General features: G+C 32.9%; 15 protein-coding genes. 12 read left to right on the plus strand and 3 right to left on the minus strand.

The annotated features are described in order from the left end of the window. Positions 1-14: 14 nt before the first annotated feature. From H8707_RS06575 to H8707_RS06620, 10 genes are all read left to right on the plus strand, one after another. Complete coding sequence (locus H8707_RS06575; RefSeq protein ID WP_262429333.1) at positions 15-1,496, plus strand: SLC13 family permease; 1,482 nt, start codon at positions 15-17, stop codon at positions 1,494-1,496. Between the two features lie 147 nt (positions 1,497-1,643). Then, positions 1,644-2,126 (plus strand): AI-2E family transporter, encoded by a 483-nt coding sequence (locus tag H8707_RS06580; protein ID WP_262429334.1) that lies wholly within the window; start codon positions 1,644-1,646, stop codon positions 2,124-2,126. A gap of 171 nt (positions 2,127-2,297) precedes the next feature. Next, on the plus strand, positions 2,298-3,422 hold the full coding sequence (locus H8707_RS06585; protein ID WP_262429335.1) for a hypothetical protein: 1,125 nt from the start codon (positions 2,298-2,300) through the stop codon (positions 3,420-3,422). Between the two features lie 116 nt (positions 3,423-3,538). After that, on the plus strand, positions 3,539-4,624 hold the full coding sequence (locus H8707_RS06590; protein WP_262429336.1) for an FAD:protein FMN transferase: 1,086 nt from the start codon (positions 3,539-3,541) through the stop codon (positions 4,622-4,624). Between the two features lie 266 nt (positions 4,625-4,890). After that, positions 4,891-6,057 carry a sugar ABC transporter substrate-binding protein gene (locus tag H8707_RS06595; RefSeq protein WP_262429337.1) on the plus strand — a complete coding sequence of 389 codons (1,167 nt, stop codon included), beginning with the start codon at positions 4,891-4,893 and terminating at the stop codon, positions 6,055-6,057. A gap of 66 nt (positions 6,058-6,123) precedes the next feature. Next, positions 6,124-7,656, plus strand: a complete 1,533-nt coding sequence (locus H8707_RS06600; protein ID WP_262429338.1) for a sugar ABC transporter ATP-binding protein — start codon at positions 6,124-6,126, stop codon at positions 7,654-7,656. Positions 7,657-7,671: 15 nt separating this feature from the next. After that, the gene (locus H8707_RS06605; protein ID WP_262429339.1) at positions 7,672-8,892 is read left to right on the plus strand and encodes a sugar ABC transporter permease; all 1,221 of its coding nucleotides are present in this window, start codon (positions 7,672-7,674) and stop codon (positions 8,890-8,892) included. Between the two features lie 142 nt (positions 8,893-9,034). Beyond that, complete coding sequence (gene ndk / locus H8707_RS06610; protein ID WP_262429340.1) at positions 9,035-9,433, plus strand: nucleoside-diphosphate kinase; 399 nt, start codon at positions 9,035-9,037, stop codon at positions 9,431-9,433. A 150-nt stretch (positions 9,434-9,583) separates the two neighbouring features. Beyond that, on the plus strand, positions 9,584-10,180 hold the full coding sequence (locus H8707_RS06615; protein WP_262429341.1) for a class A sortase: 597 nt from the start codon (positions 9,584-9,586) through the stop codon (positions 10,178-10,180). A gap of 40 nt (positions 10,181-10,220) precedes the next feature. Further along, positions 10,221-10,703, plus strand: a complete 483-nt coding sequence (locus H8707_RS06620) for a hypothetical protein (protein ID WP_262429342.1) — start codon at positions 10,221-10,223, stop codon at positions 10,701-10,703. A gap of 48 nt (positions 10,704-10,751) precedes the next feature. Here H8707_RS06620 and H8707_RS06625 read toward each other — a convergent pair whose 3' ends face one another. After that, on the minus strand, positions 10,752-11,093 hold the full coding sequence (locus H8707_RS06625) for an FMN-binding protein (protein WP_262429343.1): 342 nt from the start codon (positions 11,091-11,093) through the stop codon (positions 10,752-10,754). 170 nt (positions 11,094-11,263) lie between these two features. Beyond that, entirely contained in the window at positions 11,264-12,160 is an 897-nt protein-coding gene (rocF, locus tag H8707_RS06630) for an arginase (RefSeq protein ID WP_262429344.1), read from the minus strand. 149 nt (positions 12,161-12,309) lie between these two features. Between rocF and H8707_RS06635 the strand changes: the two genes are divergently transcribed. Together H8707_RS06635 and H8707_RS06640 are read left to right on the plus strand one after the other, a co-directional pair. After that, positions 12,310-12,912 carry a ribonuclease H family protein gene (locus H8707_RS06635; RefSeq protein ID WP_262429345.1) on the plus strand — a complete coding sequence of 201 codons (603 nt, stop codon included), beginning with the start codon at positions 12,310-12,312 and terminating at the stop codon, positions 12,910-12,912. A gap of 119 nt (positions 12,913-13,031) precedes the next feature. Further along, positions 13,032-14,732, plus strand: coding sequence for a sensor histidine kinase (locus H8707_RS06640; protein WP_262429346.1), 1,701 nt, complete (start codon positions 13,032-13,034; stop codon positions 14,730-14,732). Between the two features lie 17 nt (positions 14,733-14,749). Here the strand turns inward: H8707_RS06640 and H8707_RS06645 are convergent, their stop codons facing one another. Beyond that, positions 14,750-15,178 (minus strand): deoxycytidylate deaminase, encoded by a 429-nt coding sequence (locus tag H8707_RS06645; protein ID WP_262429347.1) that lies wholly within the window; start codon positions 15,176-15,178, stop codon positions 14,750-14,752. Positions 15,179-15,491: the final 313 nt, after the last annotated feature.

Genomic DNA, 15,491 nt, shown 5'->3' on the forward strand with positions numbered 1-15,491 from the left:
AGGAGGCGTATAAAATGGCACGGAATTCGAATTCAAATGCCAATAATTATAGTTCATTAAAAAGGAATATTTTAATTTTTATTTCTATATTGTTTATATCATTATTTAGATTTATACCCGGTCCCGGGGGGCTTACTCCATCACAGATGCAGGTTTTGGGTGTATTTATAGGTGTTTTGATATTATGGTTAACAATATCAATAGACTGGCCTAGTTTATTAGCTCTGGCAGGGCTGGCATTTATACCGGAGATAGATTTCAATGCAATGATATCAAGCTCAATAGGTGGCTCAACATTCTCATTTCTATTGTTCACATTTATGTGCACCTATGCGGTTTCACAGACTTCCTTTGTACGAAGATGCGCTATTGGTTTTATTACCAGCAAAGTCGCCAGAAAAGGACCATGGTGGTTCTTAATATCATATTGTGCATCTGTGTTGATAATAGGTTTAGTTATGTCACCAACAGTGTTGTATGTAATTTATTTGCCTATTTTAGATGAGATATGCCATACACTTAAGCTTAAGAAAGATGATAGGTTAGCAAATGGTCTAGTAATGGGACAAACTATAGCCTGTGCATTGTCTTCAGGGATGACCCCTATTGCACATGTATTTTCAAATATGGCAATGGGCTTCTATGAAGTTGCAACGGGTAAGACTATAAGTTATGCTTCATTTATGGCATTTGCCATTCCTGTTGGCTTGATTAGCTTTGTAGCTATGATTCTGTTATTTAAGGTATTTTTAAGACCTGATATGTCTAAATTCTCTACAATTGATATGAGATCATTAAAATCCAGCATTAAACCTATGGAAAAACACGAAAAAATTATATTATGTATTTTCTTTACTGTAATCGCATTTTGGGTTTTACCAAGTTTTCTTGAATCTGTATTCCCAAATTTTGCTAACTATATCAATTCATTGGGGACTTCATTTCCACCATTAGTGGGAGCTATTCTTTTGTTAATTATTACAGTGGAAGGAAAACCCTTAATGAATTTTAGAGATTCAATGAGCAAAGGAGTTTCATGGGGAAGCTTGATTATGACTGCAGCTACATTGGCCTTAGGTTCTGCTATGACAAATAAGGATATTGGATTAGCCGAGTGGCTAACAGGTAATATATCGCAGATGTCAGAAGGTTTAAGCCCATTGGCACTTATAACTATTTTTACATTGTGGGCAGCTATACAGACGAACTTTTCTTCCAATATGGTCACTATAACGGTAGTTTGCGCTGTGGCAATTCCAATTTGTCTTGCTACAAATGGGAAGATTAGTACACCGGCTGTAGCATCAATTGTTGGTATGATGGGGGCATTTGCTTTTGCTACTCCCCCTGCTCATCCCAATGTTGCCTTGGCAAGTGCATCAGGTTGGACTACTACGGGGCAGATGATGAAATATGGATTTGTAACTATGTTTATATCAGTTATAGTTACCATATTTATAGGCTACCCAATAGCTACAGCATTTATGGGATATTAGAGATTAGAAAAAACACATTTTGTGTCATTCGGCTGCAGTTGTAGGGGATGGGGACTGTACCATCCCGCAAATACCCCCTAAGAGGAGGGTATAAATAATAGTATTTATTTGATATAATAGGGGTATCCAAAATACAAGGAGGCTTCTATGGATAATCGTCCAAATCTATTTAAAGAAATCGTAAAAGATACAGGTAAAGGCATAAGGGGTTTTTTAAAATCACGATTAATTATAATGTTTATAACATTTATAATCTTGAGTATTGGTCTTACCATTATAGATGCTCCCTTTGCTATACCCATTGCTATATTAATATCAATATTAGACATAATTCCCATTTTGGGTGCTGGAATTGTATTGATTCCTTGGTCATTTGTTTCTTATTTCTGGACAAATAAGGAGTTTGGTATAAATTTAGCAATTCTATATATGGTTATGACAATATTAAAACAATTTATAGAACCTAAAATACTAGGTGACCAGATTGGAGTAAGGCCTCTGTACACTTTTATAGCTACAATTGTAGGTTCCATAATACTTGGACCAATAGGAGTACTTCTTGGACCATTGATTGCTGTGGTTATAAATTCAATAATAAGAGTTAATAAGAATTTAAATAGAAAAAAGTGAGAGAAAAATCCTCTAATCTCATACATGACATTTTGTCAATAAATTTAGTATGACATTATATATAGAATAATTACATATTTAACAAACCTATTGTTTATTTTTAGACAACGTGGTATAATAAATATTGTTGCACATAAATTAATATTTCAATTTTAATGGAGGGGTTTGAAAATGAAAAAGATAGTATCACTGATACTAGTACTTACTTTAATAATGACAGCTTTAGTTGGATGTTCAAAACCTGATGAAACAAAGGATAATCCAGAACCACCTGTAACACAACCGGAAGATCAAGATAATGATCAAGATTCTTCTGCTGAAGGCGGGAAGATTGCAAAATTAGGTTTAGGACAAAACATTTCAATTGCAAGCTCAAAAGATGCAGATGGAAATGATGTATTAGCTTTAGGACAAGCAGACGTAACAATGGCTGCTGTAGGATTTGATGCAGATGGTAAAGTAGCAAGCGTATCTATAGATGTAGTTCAAGCTAAGACACCATATGATAAAGATCTTAAGATTTCAGCAGATATAGATGCTCCGGTTAAATCAAAAAAAGAATTAGGACCGGATTATAATATGAAACCAGCATCAGCAATAGGCAAAGAATGGTTTGAACAAATGGATGCATTTGAAGAGTGGATGATTGGTAAATCTGTCGATGAAATAAAGAATCTTAAAGTTACACAAAAAGACGAACATCATACACATATACCTGATGTACCAGAATTAACATCTTCTGTTACAATGACTGTTCAAGACTATATTGCAGCAGTCGCAGAAGCTTGGGACAATGCAGTAGATGCTACAGGTGCAGAAAAAGTTGGTTTAGGCGTATCATCCAGTATTGCTAGTTCAAAAGAATTAGGAACTGATAAAGACGGAAAAGAAGTATTACCAGTAGCTCAATCCGATACAAATATGGCAGCAATGGCATTTGACAAAGACGGTAAGGTAGTGGCTGCTATAGTTGATACTGCACAAGTTAAGATAAACTTCGATAAAGAAGGCAAGGTCACTTCAGATGCAGCAGCAGAATATAAAACAAAACATGAATTAAAAGAAGATTATAATATGAAGAATGCTTCACCTATAAAGAAAGAATGGTATGAACAAATGAATGCATTCCAAGAATGGATGATTGGAAAGACTGCAGATGAAATCACCGGATTAAAGGTTAAAGAAAATGATCATGGACCAGGAATCCCTGACGTACCGGAATTAACATCCTCAGTTACTATATCAGTTTCTAGTTATCTTGATGTAGTTGGAAAAGCAGCAGCAAATGCAAAATAATTAAATAGATAGATAGGAATATTTAAACTCCCTCATTAATTGGGGGAGTTAATTTTTTACGATTTTCATTGTAGGTTAGATTTATTTTTGTTATTATAAACAAGGGTGAACAATAAATGAAGAAAAAAATTTCAATGATATTAATCTTAATTATCTTAATAGCCAGTTTATCAGGTTGTAAGAAAGATAAATATAATAAATACAGCGATAGTTTTTTTGATACATTTGATACTATTATTCAAATAGTCGGATATACAAATACCGAGGAAGAATTTAAGTCCTATGTAGAAGACATACATGAAAGGATGCTGGTACTTCATAAGTATTATGATAAATATAATAATTATGAAGGTATCAACAATATAAAAACTATAAATGATAATGCAGGGAAACAACCTGTAAAGGTGGATAAAGAGATAATTGATTTAATTCAATTCTCAAAAGATATGTATTATAAAAATGGAATGGAAACAAATATTGCATTAGGTGCAGTCTTAAATATATGGACCCAATATAGGGAAATGGCGGAAGAAGACCCTAAAAATGCAATGGTTCCGCCAATGGATGAACTCCAAGAGGCAAATAAACATACGGACATAGATAAGGTAATAGTTGATTTAGAAAATAGCACAATATATTTGGAAGACCCTCTAATGAGTTTAGACGTCGGAGCTGTAGCTAAAGGATTTGCAACCGAAATCGTTGCACGGGAAATTGAGGCAAAGGGCTTTAATTCAGGGATCATAAGTGCTGGGGGGAATATTAGAACTATTGGAAAGCCACTAGATGGAATACGGGAAAGATGGGGAGTAGGTATACAAAATCCCAATATGAGCATTGGAAACAATGAGTCCAATGTTTTGGATACAGTATTCATAAATGATGCTTCCGTTGTAACTAGCGGAGATTATCAAAGATACTATATGGTAGGAGACAAAGTTTATCATCATTTAATAGACCCAAAGACTCTGATGCCCGGAGATTATTATAGAGCCGTAACCGTTGTAACGGCTGATTCAGGAGAAGCGGATTTTTTATCTACTACTGTTTTTATGCTTCCGTTTGAAGAGAGCAAAAAATTTGTTGAATCCCTTGATGGAGTGGAAGCTTTATGGGTTTTTAAAGACGGTAGTGTTGAGGCGACTTTAGGCATGAAAGGGATAATGAAGAGTGAAGGCGCAACGGGTTCTAAAAGTGAGTAATGTATAGAGATTAGCGAGAAGCTAATCTCTTTTTTAATTATAATTAAGCATATTATAGAATATACATCTAATATAAATATAAAAAGATTCGATTAATATCTTAGGTATCATTCGTAGGGGCGATGATTTTGAAGGATATCCTCTTTTCATTGTGAATTGACATTGACTTTTTAACTTGTCCACTATATAATAAATTTAACAACTTGTACGTATTAGATGCTTGGTTTCTATAATTAATATCTAAACAAATTTAAGGAGGGGATTTAATGAAAAAGAATAGAATTAGGGCAATCGTTTTCCTACTTATTCTGGTATTTACACTGGGTGCATTTGTAGGATGTAGCCCTAAAACAGATGGTGGGGAAACACCAACCAGTGGTGATAACGATGCCACGCACGATACAGATACTAGTGGTAAGGTCGATGTAGGCATAGTTCTTCCTACAAAAGACGAACCAAGATGGGTTCAAGATGAGACCAGGTTCACAGAGGCTTTAAAGGATACAGAATATTCAGTCGAAATTTTATTTAGTCAAGGTTTATCAGCTAAAGAAAAGGAAAATGTAGAAGCTTTGATTACCAAAGGGATAAAGGTTTTGATAATATGTCCTCATGATGGTGATGGCGCCGCCGCAGCAGCTGAAGCAGCAAGGAAGGAAGGCGTAAAAGTAATATCTTATGATAGACTTATCACAGGCACTGACGCAATAGATTACTATGTAACCTTTGATAGCGTTTCAGTAGGGGAAGCTCAAGGTCAATATTTGATAGATAAAGCATCGGGCGAGGGCAATCCGCTATATCTATATGCCGGAGCCGCTTCCGATAACAATGCGTTTTTGTTCTTTGAAGGTGCGTGGAATGTTCTGCAACCTAAAATTGCCGATGGTACATTTGTAATTAAAAATTCAAGCGAGGCAATCGCATTACAAGATAAGCCAATATTGACAAGGGAAGAAATGAGCAAGATAATAGGTCAAGTTACAACAAATTGGGACTTTAATGATGCCAAGAATAAAGCTGAATCACATCTAACTGCAGCATCCGCAGGGGATAAGGGGGATGTGTTTATATTAGCTCCAAATGATGGTACTGCTCGATCAATAGCTGATACATTTGCGGCTGATACAGATGTTAAGTCCTATGTAATTACCGGTCAAGATGCGGAAAAAGCTTCTATACAGTATATAATCGATGGTAAGCAAACAATGACGGTATTTAAGGATGTTCGCACATTGGTAAAGGATTCTATGGATATGGCAATTGAATTGCTAAAGGGAGAAACACCTGTAACCACCGGCTCATATAACAATAAAACTATAGATGTTAAGGCAAAACAAACAGAAGTTATAGTAGTTGACCAATCAAATGTAAAGGAAGCTTTAATTGATTCAGGTTATTATGATGCTTCTGAATTTACAAACTTAAAATAGGTAGCAAGAGGTGAAGGGGTGGATGAAAGGCCACCCCCTAATTTTATCTGTAAGGAGTGTATACCTATGAGTAGACACGATAATGACTATATATTGGAAATGAAAAATATTACTAAAGAATTTCCCGGAGTTAAGGCATTAGATGATGTAAATTTCAAGGTTAAAAGGGGAGAAATTCATTGTCTGGTAGGAGAAAATGGTGCGGGGAAATCTACCCTTATGAAGGTGGTATCAGGTGTTTATCCCAATGGTGAATATACCGGAGATATCATTTTTAACGGAGAAATTCAAAGATTTAATGATATTAAGGACAGCGTAAATGTGGGAATAGGCATAATATATCAAGAATTAGCATTAATTCCCGAGATGACCATTTATGAAAATATTTTTCTTGGAAATGAAATTAAAAACGGCTCTGCAATCGACTGGGTTGAGACCATCGCAGAATCAAAAAAGTTATTAGACAAGGTAAAATTAAATATAAATCCCGAAATAAAGATAAAAGAATTAGGTGTTGGTAAGCAGCAATTAGTTGAAATAGCTAAAGCCTTTAGCAAAGACGTGAAGCTGCTTATTTTGGATGAGCCAACTGCAGCTCTTAATGATGATGATTCTGAAAACCTTTTTAACTTATTAAGGGAACTTAAAAATGACGGAATTACCTCAATTATGATATCTCATAAACTAAAAGAAGTCATCTCAATAGCTGATACCGTGACAATCCTTAGGGATGGAAAAACCATTTGCTCATTAGAGGCATCGAAAAATGAAATTTCGGAGCCAATTTTGATAAGAAATATGGTAGGTAGGGAAATAAATAATATTTATCCTGAAAGAATATCAAAAATTTCAGAAGAAATTGTATTGGAAGTACAAAATTGGAATGTTTATGATCCAAATATTGGAAGAAACATATTAAAGAATATCAATATTAATTTAAAAAAAGGAGAAGTAGTAGGAATTGCTGGTCTTATGGGGTCCGGTAGAACAGAATTAGCATATAGCATCTTTGGCAATCCTAGGGAATATAAAATTGATGGAGATCTATTTATAAAAGGGAAAAAGAAGACTTTTAATAAGCCTACGGATGCAATAAAAGGCGGTATTGCTTATGTTACAGAGGATAGAAAAAGAGAAGGAATAATTTTGAATCAAGATATTAAAAGGAATATCACTATTACAAATTTAAATTTATTGGCTTCTATGGGAATTATAAATGAAAATGAGGAAATACAAGTGGCAAATAAATATAAGGATGATTTGACTATAAAAACTCCAAGTATTGAGCAACTTGCAGAAAATCTAAGCGGAGGTAATCAACAAAAAGTTTCTCTTGCAAAATGGTTGTTTGCTAAACCCGAAATCTTGATTTTAGATGAGCCCACTAGAGGGATCGATGTAGGAGCTAAATTTGAAATATATAATATAATCAATAGATTGATAGAAGAAGGATTAAGTATCATCTTAATCTCTTCCGAACTTCCGGAGATTTTGGGTATGTGTGATAGGATTTATGTAGTTGCCCATGGAGAGATTATAGGAGAATATTCAAAAGATGAAGCAACACAAGATAAGATAATGGAATTAGCAACGAGCTAAGGAGGGTTAATAAATATGGGTGAATCTAATCAAACTGTAAAACAAGATATGGAGAAGGAAAAATTAAGGTTTATTGATGAATTGAAACTGCTTCTTAAAAATAATATAAGAGAGTATGGGATGTTTATAGCATTATTTGTTATAATGATTATATTTTCCATACTTACCGATGGGACTTTTATGTCGCCACGCAATATAAGCAACCTTATCAATTCAATGGGTTATATAGCTGTATTGACCGTAGGAATGACATTGGTAATAGTCATAAGGCATATAGATCTATCTGTTGGGTTTATTGCGGGCTTTTTGGGAGCTGTTGCTGCCATACTATTGACCACATACAAAGTTCCTGTTTTTCTAACGATATTAATAATTTTACTTCTTGGCATTATAATAGGCTTTTTTAACGGTATATTAGTTGCTAATTTTGGAATTCCGTCATTTGTATCTTCTTTAGCGGGGATGTTAATCTTTAGAGGGGCTTTATTAAGGGTAACTGAGAAATCAGGAACGATTATTATTCCAAATAAAATTTTTAATGCCATTGGAAATGGATTTATTCCGGATATTAAATTAATAGAAGGCTATCATTCTATTACATTAATATTGGGAATTATTGGGATAATATTATTCATTTCAAATGAAATAAAGTCAAGGAAAAATAAGGAGAAGTATAATTTTGAAGTTTTATCTAAACCGTTATTTATAGCAAAGCTTATACTGATTTCATCGGTTATAATGTATATAACCTGGACATTGGCAAAGTATAACGGCCTATCCTGGACTATAGTAATAGTTATAATTGTAGTGGCTATATACCACTATTTAACCACAAAGACGGTTTTAGGAAGACATATATATGCGGTAGGAGGAAATCCTGAAGCCGCCAAATTGAGCGGAATAGATGTAAAAAAGATAACCTATTTCGTGTTCTGTTCAATGAGTATGCTTGCTGCATTGTCCGGAATTTTATATACTGCAAGACTTCAATCAGCGACTACAACTGCAGGAAATTTGTTCGAACAAGATGCAATAGCTGCTGCTTATGTAGGGGGTGCGTCTGCGGCCGGAGGAGTCGGAAAGATTACAGGGTCAATAATAGGTGCTCTGGTTATGGCTTCATTAACAAGCGGTATGAATTTAATGGGTGTAGGAATTTCCTATCAGTATATGATTAGAGGAATAGTTTTAGTAGTGGCGGTCGTATTTGATGTCATCACGAGAAAGAAAAAATAAGGTTAAAAAATCCATCTTGAGATGGATTTTTTAAATTTCTAAAAGTTTTGCTTATAGAAAATCTACATTGGGTAAAATAGGATAGACCCCAAGAATTGTGAACTTTGCATTGTGAATTGTGAATTGAATAGGAGGTTTTTGAGTGGAAAAAACTTTTATTATGATTAAGCCTGATGGTGTTGAAAGAGGATTAATAGGTGAAATCATTGGCAGAATTGAAAAAAAGGGATATAAAATAACTAAGGCAAAGCTAATCACTCCAGATATAGATACCGTAGAAAATCATTACGTAGAACACAAGGATAAGCCGTTTTTTAGAAAACTGGTAGATTTTATAACAAGCGGAAAGGTAATGGCTATGGAGGTTGAGGGAGAGAATGTTATACAGGTGATGAGACTTATGGTGGGTGACAAAGACCCCAAGGTAGCTTTACCGGGAACCATAAGAGGAGATTTTACTAATACAACAACAAAGAATATTGTCCATGCGTCGGATTCAGAGGAATCAGCTCAAAGGGAATTAGAAATATGGTTTAATTAATAGTGCCTTTTTACATTCGAAATGTGTTAAAATGGAATAAGATAATTTGAGAGGATGTTTTATTTGAAAAAGGCATTTGGAATAAAAATTTTTTCAACATTGTTAATTATAGTGGGGGTAATTTTAATATTATCTCCTGTTATAAATAAAATGCTTATAAAAAATCTAGTTGAGAAAACCCAAGGAATGGTTGGAGAAATATCACCCGAGGAGATAGAAGAAAACTCCAAAGAGGTCGCAATATATGATTTTTCTGCAATAAATGATGTAGGTATAACTTCGACTATTACAGAAAATATAAATTTCAGCAATAAGGATATAATAGGTTTATTAACAATTGAAGATTTGAATATTAGCCTGCCAATACTAAAAGGCATGACAAATTCAAATCTATTGACAGGCGCTGTTACCATGGTTCCTGATATTGTTATGGGAAAAGGGAATTATTCTTTAGCCGGTCATTATATGAAGGATAAAAGCTTGTTATTTGGAAGTTTAATGGATATACAAATTGGCAGTATAGTCAAAATTACTGACAAAAAAAGCATTTATGAATATGAGATATATGATACAAGAATTGTTCCTGATACAGCATTTTATATGCTTGAAGATAAAATGGCAACAGAAAGAGGAAAACCAATTATCACGTTAATGACTTGTTACTATACCTCGAAAAATGGAAAGAGATTTTTTGCATTAGGAGAATTGATAGATGAATATCCTTATGAGACTGGGTTAATAAATTAAATTAGGGGTAAAATAGATAAAAATAATAAGGGAGGTTATCATGGATAAATTTAGAGATATATTTGATAGGACGTTTGAGGGGGCAAAAGACAGGTTTGATGATCTAAAAGATAAAGTTGAAAGTGAAGAGGTTAAAGAAAGCCTTGATAATCTAAAAGAGAAAGCCGGAGAAGGATTAAAAGATGTAGGGGAAGGATTAAAGGACTTAAAGGACAAAGTTGAAAGCGAAGAGACAAAAGAAAGCTTTGAGAATCTAAGGGAAAAAACCGGAGAAGGATTAAGAGATATAAAGGAAGGATTAAAGGACTTAAAGGATAAAGTTGAAAGCGAAGAGACAAAAGAAAATCTTGAAAACCTAAAGGAGAAAGCCGGAGAAGGATTAGAAAATGTAAAGGAAAAACTTGAAGATGTAAAGGATAAAGTTGATTTTGAAGATATTAAAGATAAGATGGAAGTGAAATTTGAGGGGTTGAAAGACAAAGTAGCATATAAACCCGCAGATTCCTATAGAAAGAGAATATAATCTTTAAAATAAAAATACGAGGAAAAATCCTCGTATTTTTTGTATAAATTATTTTGCGCTTTCCAAAGCATTATTAACAGCGTCTTTAATTGCAGTACTAGTTATAGTAGCTCCTGAAACTGCATCTACGTCAGTTGAGTTTTTTTCAACTATTGCCGCTGGAATTTGTTCAATAGCAGGATCTGAAATCTCCGGAGTTTCGTCATGTTCTGTAACTTTAACATCTGCTATTTTTCCATCCTTTACTTCAACGGAAACCTTTAGTGGTTGCATACCGGTAGCTTCACCTTCGTATGTACCGTCGTTGTACTTGGCACCACCACCACATGCTACCAATGTTGAAGCAACCATTACCATAACTATAGTCAAAGTGATCATTTTCTTCTTCATTTACATTTCCCCCCTTTTTATTAATTCAAATTGTGACCCATAGATGTGTAAAATTCATAAGAAGTAATCCTGTAAATGGGTCTCATAATAGCTCCATGTAAAAATACTTATATAGGAACTTTATATATTATATAACTTTGACAATAAAAAATCAAGTTTATCTAAAAAAACTACAACAATTCCCCTATAAATCTAAGAATATCCATACACAAAATCTCGGTTTTATTATCTTGGTCCAAAGCCGGATTCAATTCTACAAAATCCATTGAAGTAATTAGCTTACTTCCCATGAATTCATCTAAAACGTACCTACCTTCATCAAAGCTAAGCCCATCTTTGACTGGTGTACCTGTACCTGGGACTAGGCTTTCATCAAATACGTCTATATCAAAACTTAGATGAACGGAATCAACATTGGAAGTTTTTAATTTAGATAAAATTTCTTTAACAGCACCATCTAAGCTATTAGAGTTGATATAATCAATTGTATATAAATTAATATTTAGTTTTTCAATCAATCTGATTTCTCCGGGGTCCAGATCCCTAGCACCTAAAATATATACATTTTCCGGTTTTATTTTTCTGCCTTCATAATATAGATTTGTAATTGAAGAATGACCAACGCCTAATGATGCTGCAAGTGGCATTCCATGGATATTGCCGGATGGTGATGTTTCCAAATCATTTATGTCTCCATGAGCATCGACCCATATTACAGCCATTTCATCAAAATACTTACTTGCACCTGCAATACTTCCTATTCCTAATGAATGATCTCCTCCAACAACGAATGGAAAGCAGTTTGCGGACAATGAGCAATAAACCATATGAGCTAAGTTTTTGTTTATTTCCACCAATGGGTTTAAGTATTTCATCTTTTTATGCCATTTATATTTTAAGTCTGGCAATATATTAGGCACGAAAATATTACCCATATCATAAACAGTATTTCTATTATTTTCTAGGGCTTCTTTGATGCCTAATTCTCTAAGCCTCCCCGGGCCTTCTTGTGAACCATCCTTATCACAACCATATTGTACAGGAACACCTATTAGATTTATATCCAAATTATTCCCTCCGTTTATCAATTTGTCAAAACTTATTGAATTAAGTTATATAAATATTATATCATTTTAAATATACTTTTGTCATTACTTAGTATTTTAATACCCAATTTATGTTACAATATATACAAAAATAATTTTAGAGGTGAACTATGGCAAGATTTTATTATGCTGTTAAAGCTGGTAGAAATCCTGGTATATACAATTCTTGGGATGAGTGCGAGAAGGAAGTAAGAGAGTTTAAAGGAGCTATATATAAAAAATTTAGATCCATTGAAGAAGCTCAAGACTTTATAAAGGAAGGAGACGTTTCTTTACGACCAAATGCTGAGTTAAAGGAAAATGAGATGATTGCGTATGTAGATGGCTCATTCTCTTTAGATACAAAAACCTATAGTTATGGAGTCGTTATATTGACATTAAAGGGTAAACAAACTTTTAGTCATCGTGAAAAGGATATTGAAATGGCACAAATGAGAAATGTGGCAGGAGAAATTAAGGGCGCAATGTTTGCTATGGATTATGCAATAAAAGAAGGCAAGAAAATTTTATATCTTTATTATGATTATAGAGGTATAGAAGACTGGGCAAAAGGCAATTGGAAAGCAAATAAGAAAGGCACGCAAGAGTATAAAAAATACTACGAATCAATAAAGGATAAGCTTTATGTTGTATTTATTAAGGTAACGGCTCATTCGGGAGTAAAATATAATGAAGAGGCAGATAAATTGGCTAAAGAAGCAATATTTAAATAATATTTATGATATTAAGTTAAAATTTTTTCATTTGACACTTTTTGACAGACATCGTCATTTGATTTAATTATAATTAAATCTGGTCTTTGAATAAAAATGAATGGAGAAAAGGAATAAAAATGCAAAATGATAGTATAATTAATACCAGATTTAATTTATACAATAAGCAGTTATACCTCTATGTGTTATATTTCATAATTTTTAGTATTTTTATAGTGTTAAAGAAATACTCTATAATTCGAATTTTTATTGAGATACTATGCATTATTTTTGCTTTCATTATATCATCCATGGCTATAAATACTTATGGAATAAACAGGGATAACCAACTTATGATATTAGGAATATCATTGGGCTTTGTGGGATTATTTGATATTCTGTATATTTCAACTTGTGAAGGAATAGAACTATTTGATTATAAAGCTATAAATATATCAACAAGGTTTTGGATAATGGCAAGATGTATGCAAAACCTTTCATTCGTAATTTCTTTCTTACCGATTAAAAAGAAAATGAAATTAAGGAATATTATATTATTTTTCAGCTCAATTTCAATTGTCATGTTGGGGTTCGGCTTTTATTTTAATGATTTTTCCGCTCTATTGATAAGGGAGCAATATATTAAGAACTTTAAAATATATAATATAATCGTTATTTGTGCTATAATTTTTCTTAATTTTTATTATGCACTTAAATTAAGAAAAAATCATGTTAACAATCTATTAAGATTAGGACAAACATCATTTCTTTTTTCGCAATTGTTTTTTATAAATTTTATTTTGAAAGATAATATATTTAATCTAATTGGATATATATTAAAATTTGTTTCTTATCACTTTATATTATTAGCGTTGGTAAAGATTAATATAAAAGAACCATATAATAATTTAGTAGATGTTAATAATATGTTAATAGACAGAAATAGAGAATTAGAAACTATTATAGAAAAGCTAAAATCTGAAAATGAATTGATGATAAAAAGGAAAAATGGAAATCAAGGGGCTATCGTTGAAAAAATAAAGGAATACGATGAACTCAAGGATATATTTTTAAGCACTGTAGCCCATGAATTCAGAACGCCTTTGACTGTTATTTTAGGGATCCTTCAACTGATAGATAATTTAAAATATGAAGGAAATTGCCTTAATTGCTCAACAATTAAAGAATATAATAGTATATTGAAACAAAATTGCTACAGACTTATAAGACTTACAAACAATTTAGTAGATGTTAATAAAATAGACACTGGATTTTTTGATATCGAATTGAAAAATCAGGATATTATAAGCATAATTGAAAATATAACGCTGACAGTAGCAGATTTTATAAAAAATAAGGGCATTACCTTAATATTTGATACTGAGGTTGAAGAGAAGATAATGGCTTGTGATTCATATCTAATGGAAAGAGTAATGCTAAATCTATTGTCTAACTCCGTTAAATTTATTGAAAATGGAAATAAAATTGAGGTTATAATAAAGGACAATAAGGACATGATTATGATTTCTGTAAAGGATGACGGAATAGGTATACCTAAAGAAATGGCAGATATAATATTTGATAGATTTAGGCAGGTGGATACTCTGTTTAACAGAAGAAGCGAAGGCAGCGGAATTGGACTTGCTCTGGTTAAAATGATTGTTGAGGAGCATAATGGTAGAATTTATTTGAACACAAATGTGGAAAGTGGCACTGAATTTATTATAGAACTGCCGATATCTTTTGTTGGTGAATGTATGGATGATAATTTGTATATTCCTAAAAAGACGAATGCCGAAAGAATTGCCATTGAGTTCGCAGACATATATGGTTTGGATTAGTCGAAAAGTCAGTCCATTTACGGAGCTAACTTTTCAAATTTCACATTGCTTTTGTTTAATAACTCCACAGCATAATCATCTATCCTATAATCATGTTTATAATAAATTTGTTTAATCCCGGCTTGAATCAAAGCCTTTGTACAATTTAAACAAGGGAAATGGGTGACATAGGCAGTGCAGTTTTTTACAGATATACCTTCTTTAGCACAATATAAAAGTGCGTTCATCTCAGCATGTATAGTAGCTATACAATGTCCATCACGCATAGTATGACCAATGTCATCACAATGTGCGCTTCCGGATACTGAGCCATTGTATCCGGTTGAGACTATTCTATTATCAGAATTAACCAGGATACATCCAACAAAGGCTCTATCGCAGGTTGATCTGCTAGCTACCAGTTCAGTAATCTCCATAAAATAATCTTTCCAATTTTTTCTTGACATACAATACCTCCCATATTTCAATTCACAATGCACAATTCACAATGCACAATTCACAATTCACAATGCACAATTCACAATTCACAATTAAAAAGAGTGAAGAGTTAAGAACTAAGAGCGAAGAGTGAAGCAGTGAATAAGTAACAGTGAACAACAGTTAAAATATAGTAAAAATTAAGAGTTAATAATTAAAGACCCAAAATCACTGCTGATGTCATCCTTGAGTGAAACGAAGGATCTTTACATTATCAAGTCCCTTCATTTTGCAAGACAGACTTATTGTGTAGTCAAAAGTTGATTAGAAGATGATTCAAAG

Source organism: Paratissierella segnis (assembly GCF_014385195.1).
Taxonomy (GTDB): domain Bacteria; phylum Bacillota; class Clostridia; order Tissierellales; family Tissierellaceae; genus Paratissierella; species Paratissierella segnis.

Bases quoted from the DNA above. Each gene is read 5' to 3' on its own strand.
- H8707_RS06635 (WP_262429345.1), top strand. From the start codon at position 12,310: ATGGCAAGATTTTATTATGCTGTTAAAGCTGGTAGAAATCCTGGTATA.
- H8707_RS06625 (WP_262429343.1), bottom strand. From the start codon at position 11,093: ATGAAGAAGAAAATGATCACTTTGACTATAGTTATGGTAATGGTTGCT.
- H8707_RS06575 (WP_262429333.1), top strand. From the start codon at position 15: ATGGCACGGAATTCGAATTCAAATGCCAATAATTATAGTTCATTAAAA.
- H8707_RS06605 (WP_262429339.1), top strand. From the start codon at position 7,672: ATGGGTGAATCTAATCAAACTGTAAAACAAGATATGGAGAAGGAAAAA.
- H8707_RS06585 (WP_262429335.1), top strand. From the start codon at position 2,298: ATGAAAAAGATAGTATCACTGATACTAGTACTTACTTTAATAATGACA.
- H8707_RS06615 (WP_262429341.1), top strand. From the start codon at position 9,584: ATGCTTATAAAAAATCTAGTTGAGAAAACCCAAGGAATGGTTGGAGAA.
- H8707_RS06600 (WP_262429338.1), top strand. From the start codon at position 6,124: ATGAGTAGACACGATAATGACTATATATTGGAAATGAAAAATATTACT.
- H8707_RS06590 (WP_262429336.1), top strand. From the start codon at position 3,539: ATGAAGAAAAAAATTTCAATGATATTAATCTTAATTATCTTAATAGCC.
- H8707_RS06620 (WP_262429342.1), top strand. From the start codon at position 10,221: ATGGATAAATTTAGAGATATATTTGATAGGACGTTTGAGGGGGCAAAA.
- H8707_RS06595 (WP_262429337.1), top strand. From the start codon at position 4,891: ATGAAAAAGAATAGAATTAGGGCAATCGTTTTCCTACTTATTCTGGTA.
- H8707_RS06640 (WP_262429346.1), top strand. From the start codon at position 13,032: ATGCAAAATGATAGTATAATTAATACCAGATTTAATTTATACAATAAG.
- H8707_RS06645 (WP_262429347.1), bottom strand. From the start codon at position 15,178: ATGTCAAGAAAAAATTGGAAAGATTATTTTATGGAGATTACTGAACTG.
- H8707_RS06580 (WP_262429334.1), top strand. From the start codon at position 1,644: ATGGATAATCGTCCAAATCTATTTAAAGAAATCGTAAAAGATACAGGT.